The organism is Flavobacterium sp. (genome assembly GCF_044339515.1).
Classification (GTDB): Bacteria; Bacteroidota; Bacteroidia; order Flavobacteriales; family Flavobacteriaceae; genus Flavobacterium.
In genome coordinates, this window is sequence record NZ_JBIIVK010000074.1 from 1 (window position 1) to 13,230 (window position 13,230).

Genomic DNA, 13,230 nt, shown 5'->3' on the forward strand with positions numbered 1-13,230 from the left:
GGTAATATCTATCGGACAATATACTTCAAGAGTTATTTAGCCATCAGTATACTCTCTTTCTTTTCACTTTATTTCTTCAAATTTATAATATCAACTTTATTTTGCAAACATAGGAGCTATCGGGAGGGACTTTTGTGGTATTTATTTGTTTTGAAATGCTTTGATGATCAAGTGCGTGAGGGATAGGAGCGAAAAGCCCACAGAGAGGAGGTACGACGAACGAGGACTTGTAGCGGATAGCCCGACCCGGAGCTTGACGGAGGGGCACGCCAAAATTGAATTAGGTATTTATTTCAAGGTCTTTAATGTAGTCTTCGTGTTCGTAGAAAAAGTATTCAAAGGATTCCATTTTTTCGGCAAAGAAGCTGAAAATTGTATTCCAAGTGGATTTGTTATTGATGCTGATGTTATCAATTTCAACCCAAATACGACTGATTATTTTTCCGTTATCTAAGTGGTAATTTTTATCAAAGATGGCATCTGGCAGATAGTTTTCTAACAAGATGGCTTTGAGTGATTCTATTTTTTCAAAGTAGATTTTACGGTGTTCTTCGTCTTTGGGTTCAATATCTAAAGAAACCATGGCTTTTTTGTTATCTATATGAAATTTAAAGGTTACATCTTTTATTTTAGTATTATAGAGCAACCATTTTCTTGTATATTCTTGAGCGAAGGTAATCCAAAATTCGCGTTTTATTTTCTTTGCTTCTTCTTTAGTGAACATTAGTTGATGATACTTACTTTGATTTTGATATTCAAAAGAGGAAATTCTTTTTTGTCTGTTTCTTGTCGGGCTATTTCATCCATGACCTCAAAACCTTTGGTAATTTTACCAAAAACAGTGTGCTCTTTGTTTAGGTGGTGAGCTCCATTTTTGTTTTGAACTAGATAAAATTCATACGGAATACTTAATTTCTCTGGATTATTTTCCCATAATCTTGCTGAAGCCAGAGCTCCGTAATTGTGTTTAAGTGTATTGTTGAATTCAGGAGGAATAAGGTATTTACCAATATTTTTTCTTTCTTTCATTGTGATAGATTCATCAGAACTTCCACCTTGAATGATGAAATTTTTTACAACTCTATGAAAATAGGTAGTGTTGAAATATCTTTTTTTTATTAGATAAATAAAACTGGCTCTATGTAGCGGCGTTTTATCGGATAGCTCAACTTCGATATTTCCGTATTTAGTTTCGATAAGTACTTTTTTTTCAGGATTTTGTTCACCATACCATGTTAAGAATTCGACAGCATTTTCATCTGTGAGCACAATTGTTTCTAAATCATATTTTGGTTTAGTCGTTTCAATTTCTGACTTATTTATACTATTTTTTTGTTCTCTATTTTTTTCTGTAGTATCTTTAGTTTTATTTTCACACGCAAAGAATGTGAAGACTAGTAAAAAAAGAATGGCTTTATGGAGTTTCATGATTTTTTAAAATATGTTCCAAAAATAGCAAAAGAATCGCTTCCTGCTACAACAGCTCATTTAAAAATGGCTCCATTGTTTCGTCAAGAATTATTAAAGGAGATTGATTATGATTCCTATCAACCCAAAAAAGCGGCGGTTTTAATGCTTTTTTATCCTAAAAATAATGAGACGCATTTGGTGTTGATTGTCAGAAATACCTATCCAGGGGTTCATTCATCTCAGATTGCTTTTCCGGGTGGAAAAGTTGAATTGGAAGATCAATCATTGGCTCATACCGCCTTGCGTGAAGCAGAAGAGGAGATTGGCGTAAATCGTATGCAAATTGAAATTGTTAAATCCTTTACAGAGGTTTATATTCCGCCTAGTAATTTTTTGGTTTCCCCTTTTTTGGGAATAAGTAAAAGAGAATTGGAATTCGTAATTCAAGAAGATGAAGTGGCCGGCATAATTGAATTGTCGTTACGCGATTTTTTGGATGATAATAATGTGGTGATGAGAAAATTAACCACTTCGTATGCCAACGAAATTGATGTTCCAGCTTTTTTAGTAAAAGAACACATTGTTTGGGGTGCTACAGCGATGATGATGAGTGAGTTAAAAGAAACTATTAAAATGGTACTTTAATTGATTAGATTTTTATAAATTCGCAATCAATTTTTCCAACAAAAGACTAACTATGGGATTGTTTAAAAGAAATCCTTTCGGACATATTCTGTTTTTAAAAAAGTGGCTCATTCGCATTTTTGGAGCCATGACGCATCAACGTTACCGTGGATTTAATGAAATGCATATCGAAGGGTCGGAAATAATTAAAAATCTTCCAGAAACAGGCGTTTTATTTATTTCCAATCATCAAACTTATTTTGCTGATGTGGTAGCCATGTTTCATGTGTTTAATGCAAGTTTGAGCGGTCGTGAAGATAACATTAAAAATGTAGGTTATTTATGGAATCCGAAGTTGAACATATATTATGTTGCTGCCAGTGAAACCATGAAAGAAGGTTTGCTTCCCAGGATTTTAGCTTATGCAGGAGCTATCACTGTTGAACGTACTTGGCGTTCAAAAGGAAAAGATATTCAACGAGAAGTTAATCCTAATGATACTGAAAATATAAAAATAGCCTTGAATGATGGTTGGGTAATTACTTTTCCTCAAGGTACTACGAGGTCGTTTAAGCCTGTTAGAAAAGGAACAGCACATATCATAAAACAACACAAACCTATTGTGGTTCCCATCGTTATTGACGGATTTAGACGTTCTTTTGACCGTAAAGGACTTCGTATTAAGAAAAAAGGAATACTTCAATCGATGGTAATCAAAGAGCCCCTACAAATTGATTACGATAATGAATCCATAGAAGAAATCGTTGAAAAAATTGAGTTTGCCATCGAACAACACCCTTCATTACTTAAAGTAATTCCGGTTGAAGTATTGGAAGAACAAAAAGAGCTAGACAAAAAGAGAATGTGGGAATATTAAAAATCCATTTTCTTTAATTCTTCATAGTTTTTGTGCAATCTTCTCATTAAGAAACCATAAATCAATCGGTAGAATAACCAAAACAATCCGAACGTTACAGCAAATAAAACAAAGTATGTTAATCCAATAACAATCCAAAAGGCTTGTGGGTTACTGTCTTTTGCATTTTCGAAAACGGAATTTATGTTTGGATCATAGGTGATTTGTGAAATAACCACTATTATAAAAATTACAGCAAACATAGCTAAATTGTACCAAATGTAGTACTGAACTGTTTTTCGTGTTTTTATAATTGAACTCATCAGTTTTTTTACCGTATCGGTTGTTGAAATCGTTTTGAAGTTTTTATAAAAAATGAAAATGAAAATAAAAACTATAATGTAGTTAACAACTCCCAAAATTTTGAATAAAGTGGCAATATGATACATTTCTAAGGTTTTCAGATAATTATCATCCACTGTAAACAAACTAATTCCTGCCCATAAAATCAATTCGGCAATGCTAATCATCAAAATCCATTTCACAATGGAAGATGATCGTTTGTGAATCATTTTATAAATTTGGTTTTCCGTCACTTGCTCATATACATGTGCGTCATTTTTCCAAGCTTTTTTTAATAAATCCAATTCCTCAGTCATATACTTATGGATTAACGATTTTTTTTAATTTTCCTTTAATTCTGTTCATTTTCACTCGTGCATTTACTTCGCTGATTCCCAATGTTTCAGCAATTTCTTCATAATCTTTGTCTTCCAAATACATAAACACTAAGGCTTTTTCAATGTCATTTAACTGCTGAACGGCTTTGTATAATAGTTTTATTTGTTCTTCTTCTTCAAAATTATAATCATCAGGAGCAATGAACTGTTTTTTGCCTTCCATATCGGTGGTAGCAATCGTTCGGGTACTTTTTCGATACAATGTAATTGCAGTATTTAACCCAACACGATACGCCCAAGTAGAAAATTTGGAGTCGCCTCTAAACTTCGGATAGGCCTTCCACAACTGAATCGTAATTTCTTGGAATAAATCATTGTGAGCATCTTCACCAGACGTATACAAACGACAAATCTTGTGAACGATGTTCTGATTTTCCTTTAATTGTGTAACAAAAGATTGCTCCAGTGAATTACTCATGCTGTGTTAGTAGTCGGATGGTGAAATTTGTTACAAGATAGCATTTTTTTCAGAAGCCACTCCCGCTATCCGTTCCAAGCTTTTTTGTCTTGTTGCTTTTTTCTAAGTCAAAAAAAGAGCTTCCTCTGGTCGCTTTTTTTTGCCAAGAAAAAATGCAACAATCCTGCAAAAGGCTTTCCACTGCTATCGGGGCTATTTCCGTTGTCAGGTTTCAAGTTTCAGGTTTCAGGTTTCAGGTTTCAGGTTTCAGGTTTCAGGTATCAGGTATCAGGTTTTCAGATACTTCGTGCCATGTCTTCTTCGTGCAAAATCACAAACCCAAAAAATGATAAAATTCAGTTAAATTCCTACTATTCAAAAAAATGAATAATTCATCAAATGTTAAAACCACTATCTTTGTGACACAAAATCTCAGTAGCTTAGTAACTCAGCAACTCAGTAACTCAAAACTATGAATATCCCAAATACCAATCTTCCCAGAATCGTCATTATCGGTGGCGGATTTGCCGGAATTGCTTTCGCCAAAAGTCTAAAAAATAAACGTGTGCAAGTCGTATTAATCGACAAACACAATTATCATACGTTTCAACCCCTTTTGTATCAAGTGGCCACAGGCGGACTCGAAGCCGGTTCCATTGCTTACCCCATCCGAAAAGTGGTGCAGGAATATCAAAATTTTTACTTTCGTTTGGGTTTCGTGAATGAAATTGATACCCAAAACCAAAAAGTTTTGGCTGATATTGGTGAATTGAGGTATGATTATTTAGTTATTGCTACCGGTTCTAAAACTAATTTTTTTGGCAACAAAGAAATCGAACGCAATAGCGTGGCGATGAAAACTATTCCGCAATCGCTCAACATTCGCAGTTTGATTCTCGAAAATTTTGAGCAAGCATTGCTGACGAACGATATTCACGACCGACATAGTTTAATTAATTTCGTACTTGTTGGTGGCGGACCAACCGGAGTAGAATTAGCCGGAGCTTTGGCCGAAATGAAAAAAGCCATTCTGCCCAAAGATTATCCCGATTTGGATGTGCGAAAAATGCAAATCAACCTCATTCAATCCAGTGATAGAATTTTGGATTCCATGAGTGAAAAATCTTCCCAAGAGGCAGAAGATTTTCTCATTCATTTAGGGGTTAATGTTTGGAAAAACGTTCGCGTTACTGGCTATGATGGCACAACTGTAACAACCAATACCGATTTAACATTTAATTCAGCGACCGTCATTTGGACAGCCGGTGTACAAGGTGCTTTACCGGCCGGAATTGATTCCAATGCCATTATTCCAAGAGCAGAACGTTTAAAAGTAAATAAGTTCAATCAAGTGGAAGGTTACGATAACATTTTTGCTATCGGAGATATTGCGGCGATGCTTTCTGAACAAAACCCAAAAGGTCACCCCATGATGGCACAACCGGCGATGCAACAAGGAAAGTGGTTAGGCGAAAACATCGTAAAGAAAATTTATAAACAGTCACTCAAACCGTTTGTTTATAATGACAAAGGTTCAATGGCAACCATTGGTAGAAACAAAGCTGTGGTGGATTTACCAAAGTTTCATTTTAGTGGTGTGTTTGCATGGTTTGTTTGGATTTTTGTGCACTTATTTTCCTTAATCGGATTTAAAAATAAAGCCGTTGTACTAACCAATTGGATTTACAATTACATCCGTTTAGACCGCGAAGGACGATTGATTATCCGTCCGTTTAAAAAGAAAGATGTGACTTCTTTTGTGACGGATGAATTGTGATTTAGGAAGAAATTACATTCAAACCATAATTAGTTGATTTTATTGATTATTTTTGGAGTATCAACATTCAAATTATTTATAATGAAATATATAATCATTTTAGTTTTGTTTTTTTCCTCTCAAATGCACTCACAAAGCTTAGAAAAAGATTCTAATAAAAAATATAAGTTAGGAAAGGGAACTTGTAACGATTTAATTATTGTTGAAGATGAATTTGAACAAACAAAACAATATAAATTACCAGGAAATATTTTAAAAAGAAATATTGAAATCTATAGAAAAATTGGTAAAAACTACGATGATAAATTTATTTGGTTTAGAGTTGATGACTATACTTGTTCAGGAAATAAGAAAGGTTTATACATTAAGTTGTCAAATAATGAAATCCTAAGGTTTGATAATAATAAAATTGATTGTAAATATTCTAATATGAATTATAGTTTGTCCTCTTATCTTGAAATAAATAAAGAGTTATATGAAAAACTTTCTAATTATAATATTGTTCAATTCAAATTAGGATCAAAAATTGTTGAAGTAAAACAAGATTTTTCAAATGATTTTAGAATATTTTTTAAATGTACTTTTGAAGATGTTAGTTTTGAAATTCCAGTAAAAAATGATTACTATCCAACAGTTTCTTCAAATGAGAGAAATAATGTCGTAAAGGATACAACAATAAATGTTAAAGATGCAGATGAAAGATTTCATTCTGTAAAATTTACAATTTATAATAATCTTAATATTGAAAATGACATTAAATCTTTATACAAGAAATATGAAGATGTTGTACAAGAAGCAAATTTTAGGGTAATGCTCACAATGAAAAATAAATATACTTATTTACCCAAAGAAATATCTTTAATATTTGATGAAAAAAGTGGAGATTCCAAAATTAAAATTATTTACATTGCTCAAAATGATTTTGGTGCTATTAAAGATGGTTGGAATATTGTGGTGTATGATAATAAACGAAATTTTGTAAAAATATTTTAATAATTTAAATTTTGTAATATGGAATTTCAAAGAGTTTTAGAAAATGTTATTGTGTTTAATGGAATTAAAGAATTTAAATACGATGAAATAATTAAGGATGATAAATTATTAAATTTTGTCAATAGAACATTAATCTTTAAACTTCCATCATTTGTAAATAAAATAATTGAAGAAAAAGGAACAATTTATATAGAAACAGATGAATTTTTTAATAAAAATACTGTTAGTTTATTAAATGTTAGTGAAGAATTAGAAAAGAAATTTAATGATATTTTATATTAATTATTTTTTATTTTCGGTACCAATCATTAATCCTACAAACTTGCTATAGCCTTCCAAACCGTCTTTTTGTTGATTGAATTTTAAGAAGTTGTCGTAAAAGGTTTTAAAAATCGGTTCCAAAAACGTTTCGTATTCTTCATGAAATTGTTTGCTTTCTTCAAAGTTTTTGAGAATTCCCGGATTGAGTAACGGAAGAAATTTTTCACTTCGCCCTTCTTCTATGCGTTCTAAATTTCGCAGACAATGTTTCACAGCAAAACTATAACCGGAAAATTGAAAATAAATATCATCACTTTTTATAGAAGCTAAAAACCCGATAAAATTGGCTTCGCTTTCGCTGGCATATCCAATTTGATGAGCCATTTCGTGTAACGTAGTAGTTGGAAAATTATACTTCGGCAAACAATCATTCACTTGGGCTTCATTGGTAAATGGATTCAAATAACCTCCAAATCCCATATAACTTAACGGAACACTAATTAATGATGGTTTGATGCTTGGTTTTTCATATTTTAAAAAAGAAAATTCTTTTTCAACCGATGTATAACTTTTCACACTCAACTCAAAAATTTCCTGAGTAGAGTAGGGAACAACCACTTTCACAGAATCATTTTTCGTAATTTGTTGCTGAATAGCGTTCGTTTTTTCAATCATTTTTAGGGTAAAGGCTTCTAATTCTGCAGTAGAATATTCTTTGTCAATTTCCAGTTTTTCGTACATTGGAATGCGATGATAATTGGTTGCCCATAAAAAATGAAACAAAAAATAAAAAACAGATGCAAAACTCAATACTTTCAAAATATTGTCTTTCCAACTGATTTTCCATGTTTTTCGCACTTTCCAAAACCATCTGAAAACCAAAAACAAAACGATACCGTAAATAATATCACCAATGGAAACCGACGTAAATCCAAAAGTGGTTCTCGAAATTTTCGAGATGACAGGATAGATTCCGTTACTGTAATACTCTTCAATAAAGTTTGGAAATAATGAAGCGATTTTTAATACAATGATTTGTATCAAAAGCAAAAGTGGTAGGATGTATTTTTTATGAATCATCGGTGTAAAGATAGGGTTTTTGGATTGTTCGATTGTTGGATTTTTAGATTGTTCGATTTTTAGATTTTTAGATTTCCGCCTAGTCTTTAATTCTAGTAATCCAATAATCTAACAATCCTTTTCCATCCAGTCTTTCATTCTAATAATCCAATAATCGAACAATCCTTATTACATTCAGTCTTTCATTCTAAAAATCCAATAATCTAATAATCCAAAAAAAATTAACTTCTTTATTTAGAATAAATAAGAATAATATTTTTACTTTTGTGACATCATTTTTCAATCATGGGAAAAGCAAAAAAATCTGAAAAAGTAATTTATTTCTGCGACGGCAAAAAATGCTGTAAATACAATAAAGAAATCAAAGATTGTCTTAAGGATTTAGTCAAAGACAATGGTTTGAAAGAAACGGTTGCCTTTGAAAAAATGAAATGCCAAGGCATGTGCAAACAAGCTCCAGTTTTATGCATTCACAAAAATGAATGTGTTGGCAAGGTTTCAACCAAGGATGCTAAAAAACTCTTCGAAAAGCATATCGCTTAAATTTTATTTTTCCTTATTTTTTAAAAACTTTACATTTCCCAATTCTGTTATTCGTTCAATTTCTTTGTAACTTTGCTTTGCTGAAAAAACTCAGCAACTCAGTATCTCAGAATCTCAGCAACTCAAAAAAAAATGAATCAAGAAATCAGAAACCTAGCACCCAAAGCCCTTTGGAATAAATTCGCCGACCTAAACGCTGTTCCTCGTCCGTCTAAAAAAGAAGAACGTGTAATTGCCTTTATGATGGATTTCGGTAAGCAATTAGGCTTAGAAACCATGAAAGATGCCGTCGGAAACGTCATCATCAAAAAACCGGCCACTGCAGGATTAGAAAACAGAAAAACCATCGTGATGCAGTCGCATTTAGACATGGTGCATCAAAAAAATAACGATACGACTTTCGACTTTGACACGCAAGGAATTGAAATGTATGTGGATGGCGATTGGGTTCGTGCCAAAGGAACTACTCTTGGAGCCGACAACGGTTTAGGAGTAGCGACTATCATGGCGATTTTAGAAAGCAAAGACATTCCGCATCCGGCCATTGAAGCCCTTTTTACCATTGACGAAGAAACCGGCATGACCGGAGCAATGGGATTAAAAGGTGGTTTGTTGAACGGAGAAATTCTCTTGAATTTAGATACCGAAGAAGATGATGAAATTGATATTGGTTGTGCCGGTGGTGTAGATGTAACCGCAACCCGAAGTTATCAAGAAGAAGAAACTCCTGAAAATTCGTTGGCTTTCATCATTACCGTAAAAGGTTTAAAAGGAGGTCATTCCGGGATGGATATTCACAAAGGTTTGGGTAATGCCAACAAAATCATGAACCGTTTGTTGTTTGATGGTTTTGAGAATTTCGGTTTGCAAATTGCAGAAATTAATGGTGGAAGTTTACGCAACGCCATTCCGAGAGAGAGTGTGGCAAAAGTGATTATTTCGGCTATTTATGAAGGTGCATTTCAATTGGATATACAAAACATAATTGATAATATCAAAACTGAATTCAAAACCACTGAACCGAATTTAACCATTGAAATCAACGCAACCGAATTACCGGAAAAAGTAATGGAGTTAGGCGTTCAAGAAGGCTTGATTCGTGCGATTTATGCGGCTCACAACGGTGTATATCGCATGAGTGCCGACATGGAAGATTTGGTGGAAACCTCAAATAATATTGCAAAAGTTACTGTAAAAGAAGGAACAATAACAGTTCAATGTTTAACCCGTTCTTCGGTGGAAACGTCTAAATTTGATTTAGCGAATGCCTTGCGTTCAGCCTTTGAGTTAATGGGTTGCGAAGTGACTTTTAGTGGCAGTTATCCGGGTTGGACACCGAATGTAAATTCACCCATCTTAGATGTTTTAGTGAACATTTACGAAAAGCAAAACGGAACAAAACCCAATGTTGTAGCTTGTCATGCAGGTTTAGAATGTGGAATTTTAGGAACGAATTACCCCAACATGGATATGATTTCGTTTGGCCCAACGATTCACGGAGCTCACTCTCCTGATGAACGTGCCTCGATTTCATCGGCACAAAAATATTGGAAATTTGTGTTGGAGATTTTGGAGAATATTCCGGTGAAAGGGTGAGAATATAGAGAATAGAATATAGAAAATAGAGAATCCCGATGAAAGTTGGGATTTTTTTTGAACTTGTTTAAGCACAATGTTTTTTTTTAAGTTTTATTTTTTAAAAGTTTTTTTAATTATAAGAAACATTAATTTCCACTAACTCTTCATTTTTTGAAAACACCAAAAGTAGATAACCCTTGTTTTCTTTAAATTGAATAAAAAAATCAAAGTTTTCATATTTGATTGTGTTATAAAGTTTTTGTGATTCTTTCTCTTTGAGAATAGAATTCTTAAATAGGAGTTTGTATTTCTCTAAAGAATCTCCAATTTGACACTTAATATTGTTTATTGTTATTTCTATTATATCTCCATCAAAATTGTTTTTAATTGAAAAATAATCCAATTTTTCTTCATCACGAAAATAAAATTCTGAACCAAAGTATCGATATGTTTTCTCAATTGAAATTTGTTGATTGGGAAAATTTGGTATTGTATTATTTATAGTATAATCAGTAAATTGATTAAAACTATTTTCAAAGTCACTGCTTTTAATTTTGTATAAATTTTTATTATTCAATAAAACCGAAGAAACATCGATACTGTCATTTTTAAGATTTTCGACAATGGCTTTTTTCTCTATATAATTAAAAGTTAGAAATGACTTTAATTCATTATCCAGGGCTTTATTTATTTCTTGCTTTTTATCTATGTATTCAAATAAACCTCCCTTAAAAATAATAGTCCTATTATGCTTGGAGGTATAAATAGTGTCTTGAAATGAGTTATAAGTAATTATATATCGATTTTCTATATATCCATTACCAAAATAACTTTTATAATCAATTTCCCTTTTTTCCCATTTTTTAGCTTCGAAAATAATTTTATACAAATTTTTAACAACATCTTCATTATTACTAGAAGTCTTTATCATCATATCTGTATTACAACAAAACACTTCTAAATCACTTATACCATTTGAGTAATCGCAGGTTGAAACATGCATAATTCCATAATGATGTAATAATTCCAATTCAGTCAAATCTTTTGGCTTAGATTGACCAAAAGAGAAAGAAGTGATAAGGAAAATAAATATGTAACGCATTTGAAAAGTTTATTCTTCTTCAATTATATCATAAGGTGTTCCATTCTTTGCTCCACTTTTCATAGTTCCAAAATCAGTTTCAAATTGTAATTCACAATCTGCTGGAGTTGTGGAATCAAGCATTTCGTCAAATGATTTTATTACCGGAATTAATTTTTCACTTTCTTCATATTTTCCTCCATAAGCTGGTCCACTTCCTGCTGAATATGCAGTAAATAGTAAACCTGTTTTAGTATCCTTGAAAGTATATACAAATCCTTCATAATTAACGTTTTTCGGTTCTCCGTAAATTCTCCATATCCTAGATAGAAAATCTCCTATCATTGAATTTGGATTTTTCATTTCTCTATTTAGAATTAACGAAGTTCCAAGTGCTAAATTATCATCAACTCTCACAAATCTATTTTCTTCCATTATTTCTTTATTTATTTTTTTCTGGTTTGAATTACAACTTATTGCTATCAAAACTATGAAAAGTAAATTAAAATACTTCATCTTTAAAGGAGATTAAAACTATGATATTTCTAAAATTATCATTAATTCGGTTATGTAATTGATTGGTTAATGTTTCCCAAATATAGAAAATACCCTCAAATTCTCAATAAAAAAACCACCAACTCACCAATCAAAAATCAGCAAATCTTGAACTATCAAACACCCACAAAATCTTGATTCTTTGTTTGTATTGAAGAATTAAACTCCTTTTCATCATAATCAAACAACTTACTACAATCCATCACATTAGGGATATGATCAAAAATGCAAAGTTGAGCAATGACCGCTTCTAAACCTTTAAATAATACTTCTTTGCTTTCCTTTTTTGAGGAAAAAGTACTGTGATGAAGTGGCAATTGATATCCACAGGCTTGCAAGAAAGCTTTTTCAATTTCCAATAGTTCCAATGGGGAATAACCATTGAATTTTCTTTCCAATCGTTGGTGAACCAATCCAACATAGTTCAAATTCAAACTGCCATTGGCATCTGAAAACTCTTTCCAGTACGTTTTGTGGTCTAAAATCGTTCCTACTGCACAATGCTGAAACGATAAAGGTTTTAAGTTGTCTTCGTGAAAAGCTTTATACAATTTATTGACAGCTTCATTAAATCTTTTTGAAGTTTCCATGACGTAATAGTTTGAATACAGTCAAATTTAAGCATAATTTCATAACCATGCATGGAACAATCGTTAACTTTTCACGACAAAAATTAGTCTGCTTTCTTAAACGGAAAACCTTGTTTTTTCCCATCACCACTAATTTCTGCATACAAACTGTCTTTGTTGACTAATTTGTAGGTGATTTTTTTAGGAAAATCGTGTGTGGGATTTTCAAAAACTAAATAATCCGAAGTGGAAGAAGTTAATTTAAAAGCTACCGGCTTTTCTTTATTTTGATTGGGAACGGATACGATGTAAAATAAGTCATTCTCTTGTTGTTCCAATCGAACAGTTTCGGCAAATAACGTATCTTTTCCATTGATGAAATAACTTTCACCTACCAAAACAGAGTCATTTTCTATTTTCCATTCTTCGGAGAAAATTCCATCAGGCGTTTTGTTTTCCCATCGACCTAAAAACCAGTTGGCTTTTTCTACTTCTGAAAAAGTAGATTTTTGTTGGCAGGAAATAATGAGAGCAAGTATAAAAAGTAGTGAAGCTGTTTTTTTCATTGAATTTGTACATTATCATAATCAAATATACGGAAAATTATAATTTGTATATACTTTATGTGATTTCTCCTGCGTCGAAATGAACTGTGTTTATTTCCAAATTTATTTTAGTTAATTATATACTGAATAATATTCTTTTTTTGTAGCAATCGCATAAGCTTGTTTTATTAGTTTATTTACAACTGCTATTAAAGCAAGCT

General features: G+C 32.1%; 16 protein-coding genes. 7 read left to right on the forward strand and 9 right to left on the reverse strand.

What is annotated here, in order from left to right; genetic code table 11:
* Nucleotides 1–280 precede the first annotated feature (280 nt).
* Entirely contained in the window at nucleotides 281–724 is a 444-nt protein-coding gene (locus ACIQ0M_RS14490; protein ID WP_396153494.1) for a DUF4268 domain-containing protein, read from the reverse strand.
* The gene (locus tag ACIQ0M_RS14495; protein ID WP_396153496.1) at nucleotides 724–1,428 is read right to left on the reverse strand and encodes a peptidylprolyl isomerase; all 705 of its coding nucleotides are present in this window, start codon (nucleotides 1,426–1,428) and stop codon (nucleotides 724–726) included. The genes ACIQ0M_RS14490 and ACIQ0M_RS14495 overlap by 1 nt, the downstream gene beginning before the upstream one ends.
* Here ACIQ0M_RS14495 and ACIQ0M_RS14500 point away from each other — a divergent pair.
* Both ACIQ0M_RS14500 and ACIQ0M_RS14505 read left to right on the forward strand, forming a co-directional pair.
* Nucleotides 1,417–2,055 carry an NUDIX hydrolase gene (locus ACIQ0M_RS14500; RefSeq protein ID WP_396153499.1) on the forward strand — a complete coding sequence of 213 codons (639 nt, stop codon included), beginning with the start codon at nucleotides 1,417–1,419 and terminating at the stop codon, nucleotides 2,053–2,055. The genes ACIQ0M_RS14495 and ACIQ0M_RS14500 overlap by 12 nt on opposite strands.
* 52 nt (nucleotides 2,056–2,107) lie before the next feature.
* A complete protein-coding gene (locus ACIQ0M_RS14505; protein ID WP_396153501.1) occupies nucleotides 2,108–2,911 on the forward strand; it encodes a lysophospholipid acyltransferase family protein in 804 nt (267 codons plus the stop codon).
* Here ACIQ0M_RS14505 and ACIQ0M_RS14510 read toward each other — a convergent pair.
* Together ACIQ0M_RS14510 and ACIQ0M_RS14515 are read right to left on the reverse strand one after the other, a co-directional pair.
* The gene (locus ACIQ0M_RS14510) at nucleotides 2,908–3,549 is read right to left on the reverse strand and encodes a hypothetical protein (RefSeq protein WP_396153503.1); all 642 of its coding nucleotides are present in this window, start codon (nucleotides 3,547–3,549) and stop codon (nucleotides 2,908–2,910) included. The two genes, ACIQ0M_RS14505 and ACIQ0M_RS14510, sit on opposite strands and share 4 nt — an antisense overlap.
* Nucleotides 3,550–3,553: 4 nt before the next feature.
* Nucleotides 3,554–4,048, reverse strand: coding sequence for an RNA polymerase sigma factor (locus ACIQ0M_RS14515; RefSeq protein WP_396153505.1), 495 nt, complete (start codon nucleotides 4,046–4,048; stop codon nucleotides 3,554–3,556).
* A gap of 451 nt (nucleotides 4,049–4,499) precedes the next feature.
* Here ACIQ0M_RS14515 and ACIQ0M_RS14520 point away from each other — a divergent pair, with 451 nt between their 5' ends.
* From ACIQ0M_RS14520 to ACIQ0M_RS14530, 3 genes are all read left to right on the forward strand, one after another.
* Complete coding sequence (locus ACIQ0M_RS14520; protein WP_396153507.1) at nucleotides 4,500–5,804, forward strand: NAD(P)/FAD-dependent oxidoreductase; 1,305 nt, start codon at nucleotides 4,500–4,502, stop codon at nucleotides 5,802–5,804.
* Nucleotides 5,805–5,885: 81 nt separating this feature from the next.
* The gene (locus tag ACIQ0M_RS14525; RefSeq protein WP_396153509.1) at nucleotides 5,886–6,797 is read left to right on the forward strand and encodes a hypothetical protein; all 912 of its coding nucleotides are present in this window, start codon (nucleotides 5,886–5,888) and stop codon (nucleotides 6,795–6,797) included.
* An 18-nt stretch (nucleotides 6,798–6,815) separates the two neighbouring features.
* Entirely contained in the window at nucleotides 6,816–7,079 is a 264-nt protein-coding gene (locus ACIQ0M_RS14530; RefSeq protein WP_396153511.1) for a hypothetical protein, read from the forward strand.
* Here the strand turns inward: ACIQ0M_RS14530 and ACIQ0M_RS14535 are convergent, their stop codons facing one another.
* The gene (locus ACIQ0M_RS14535) at nucleotides 7,080–8,138 is read right to left on the reverse strand and encodes a DUF3810 domain-containing protein (RefSeq protein WP_396153513.1); all 1,059 of its coding nucleotides are present in this window, start codon (nucleotides 8,136–8,138) and stop codon (nucleotides 7,080–7,082) included.
* Between the two features lie 285 nt (nucleotides 8,139–8,423).
* Here ACIQ0M_RS14535 and ACIQ0M_RS14540 point away from each other — a divergent pair, with 285 nt between their 5' ends.
* Together ACIQ0M_RS14540 and ACIQ0M_RS14545 are read left to right on the forward strand one after the other, a co-directional pair.
* Entirely contained in the window at nucleotides 8,424–8,681 is a 258-nt protein-coding gene (locus ACIQ0M_RS14540; RefSeq protein ID WP_248434918.1) for a (2Fe-2S) ferredoxin domain-containing protein, read from the forward strand.
* 132 nt (nucleotides 8,682–8,813) lie between these two features.
* Nucleotides 8,814–10,277, forward strand: a complete 1,464-nt coding sequence (locus ACIQ0M_RS14545; protein WP_396153515.1) for an aminoacyl-histidine dipeptidase — start codon at nucleotides 8,814–8,816, stop codon at nucleotides 10,275–10,277.
* A 112-nt stretch (nucleotides 10,278–10,389) separates the two neighbouring features.
* On the opposite strand, the gene ACIQ0M_RS14550 is transcribed toward ACIQ0M_RS14545, so the two are convergent.
* From ACIQ0M_RS14550 to ACIQ0M_RS14565, 4 genes are all read right to left on the reverse strand, one after another.
* Complete coding sequence (locus tag ACIQ0M_RS14550; RefSeq protein WP_396153517.1) at nucleotides 10,390–11,361, reverse strand: hypothetical protein; 972 nt, start codon at nucleotides 11,359–11,361, stop codon at nucleotides 10,390–10,392.
* A 9-nt stretch (nucleotides 11,362–11,370) separates the two neighbouring features.
* Nucleotides 11,371–11,856, reverse strand: a complete 486-nt coding sequence (locus tag ACIQ0M_RS14555; protein ID WP_396153518.1) for a hypothetical protein — start codon at nucleotides 11,854–11,856, stop codon at nucleotides 11,371–11,373.
* A 155-nt stretch (nucleotides 11,857–12,011) separates the two neighbouring features.
* On the reverse strand, nucleotides 12,012–12,485 hold the full coding sequence (locus tag ACIQ0M_RS14560; protein ID WP_396153520.1) for a Na(+)-translocating NADH-quinone reductase subunit F: 474 nt from the start codon (nucleotides 12,483–12,485) through the stop codon (nucleotides 12,012–12,014).
* 83 nt (nucleotides 12,486–12,568) lie between these two features.
* On the reverse strand, nucleotides 12,569–13,030 hold the full coding sequence (locus ACIQ0M_RS14565; protein WP_396153522.1) for a DUF6265 family protein: 462 nt from the start codon (nucleotides 13,028–13,030) through the stop codon (nucleotides 12,569–12,571).
* Nucleotides 13,031–13,230 lie beyond the last annotated feature (200 nt).

Excerpts from the sequence above, each read along its gene's own strand:
- ACIQ0M_RS14490 (WP_396153494.1), bottom strand. The coding sequence starts at position 724 with ATGTTCACTAAAGAAGAAGCAAAGAAAATAAAACGCGAATTTTGGATT.
- ACIQ0M_RS14535 (WP_396153513.1), bottom strand. The coding sequence starts at position 8,138 with ATGATTCATAAAAAATACATCCTACCACTTTTGCTTTTGATACAAATC.
- ACIQ0M_RS14555 (WP_396153518.1), bottom strand. The coding sequence starts at position 11,856 with ATGAAGTATTTTAATTTACTTTTCATAGTTTTGATAGCAATAAGTTGT.
- ACIQ0M_RS14550 (WP_396153517.1), bottom strand. The coding sequence starts at position 11,361 with ATGCGTTACATATTTATTTTCCTTATCACTTCTTTCTCTTTTGGTCAA.
- ACIQ0M_RS14525 (WP_396153509.1), top strand. The coding sequence starts at position 5,886 with ATGAAATATATAATCATTTTAGTTTTGTTTTTTTCCTCTCAAATGCAC.
- ACIQ0M_RS14560 (WP_396153520.1), bottom strand. The coding sequence starts at position 12,485 with ATGGAAACTTCAAAAAGATTTAATGAAGCTGTCAATAAATTGTATAAA.
- ACIQ0M_RS14530 (WP_396153511.1), top strand. The coding sequence starts at position 6,816 with ATGGAATTTCAAAGAGTTTTAGAAAATGTTATTGTGTTTAATGGAATT.
- ACIQ0M_RS14515 (WP_396153505.1), bottom strand. The coding sequence starts at position 4,048 with ATGAGTAATTCACTGGAGCAATCTTTTGTTACACAATTAAAGGAAAAT.
- ACIQ0M_RS14520 (WP_396153507.1), top strand. The coding sequence starts at position 4,500 with ATGAATATCCCAAATACCAATCTTCCCAGAATCGTCATTATCGGTGGC.
- ACIQ0M_RS14500 (WP_396153499.1), top strand. The coding sequence starts at position 1,417 with ATGGAGTTTCATGATTTTTTAAAATATGTTCCAAAAATAGCAAAAGAA.
- ACIQ0M_RS14545 (WP_396153515.1), top strand. The coding sequence starts at position 8,814 with ATGAATCAAGAAATCAGAAACCTAGCACCCAAAGCCCTTTGGAATAAA.
- ACIQ0M_RS14495 (WP_396153496.1), bottom strand. The coding sequence starts at position 1,428 with ATGAAACTCCATAAAGCCATTCTTTTTTTACTAGTCTTCACATTCTTT.
- ACIQ0M_RS14565 (WP_396153522.1), bottom strand. The coding sequence starts at position 13,030 with ATGAAAAAAACAGCTTCACTACTTTTTATACTTGCTCTCATTATTTCC.
- ACIQ0M_RS14540 (WP_248434918.1), top strand. The coding sequence starts at position 8,424 with ATGGGAAAAGCAAAAAAATCTGAAAAAGTAATTTATTTCTGCGACGGC.
- ACIQ0M_RS14510 (WP_396153503.1), bottom strand. The coding sequence starts at position 3,549 with ATGACTGAGGAATTGGATTTATTAAAAAAAGCTTGGAAAAATGACGCA.
- ACIQ0M_RS14505 (WP_396153501.1), top strand. The coding sequence starts at position 2,108 with ATGGGATTGTTTAAAAGAAATCCTTTCGGACATATTCTGTTTTTAAAA.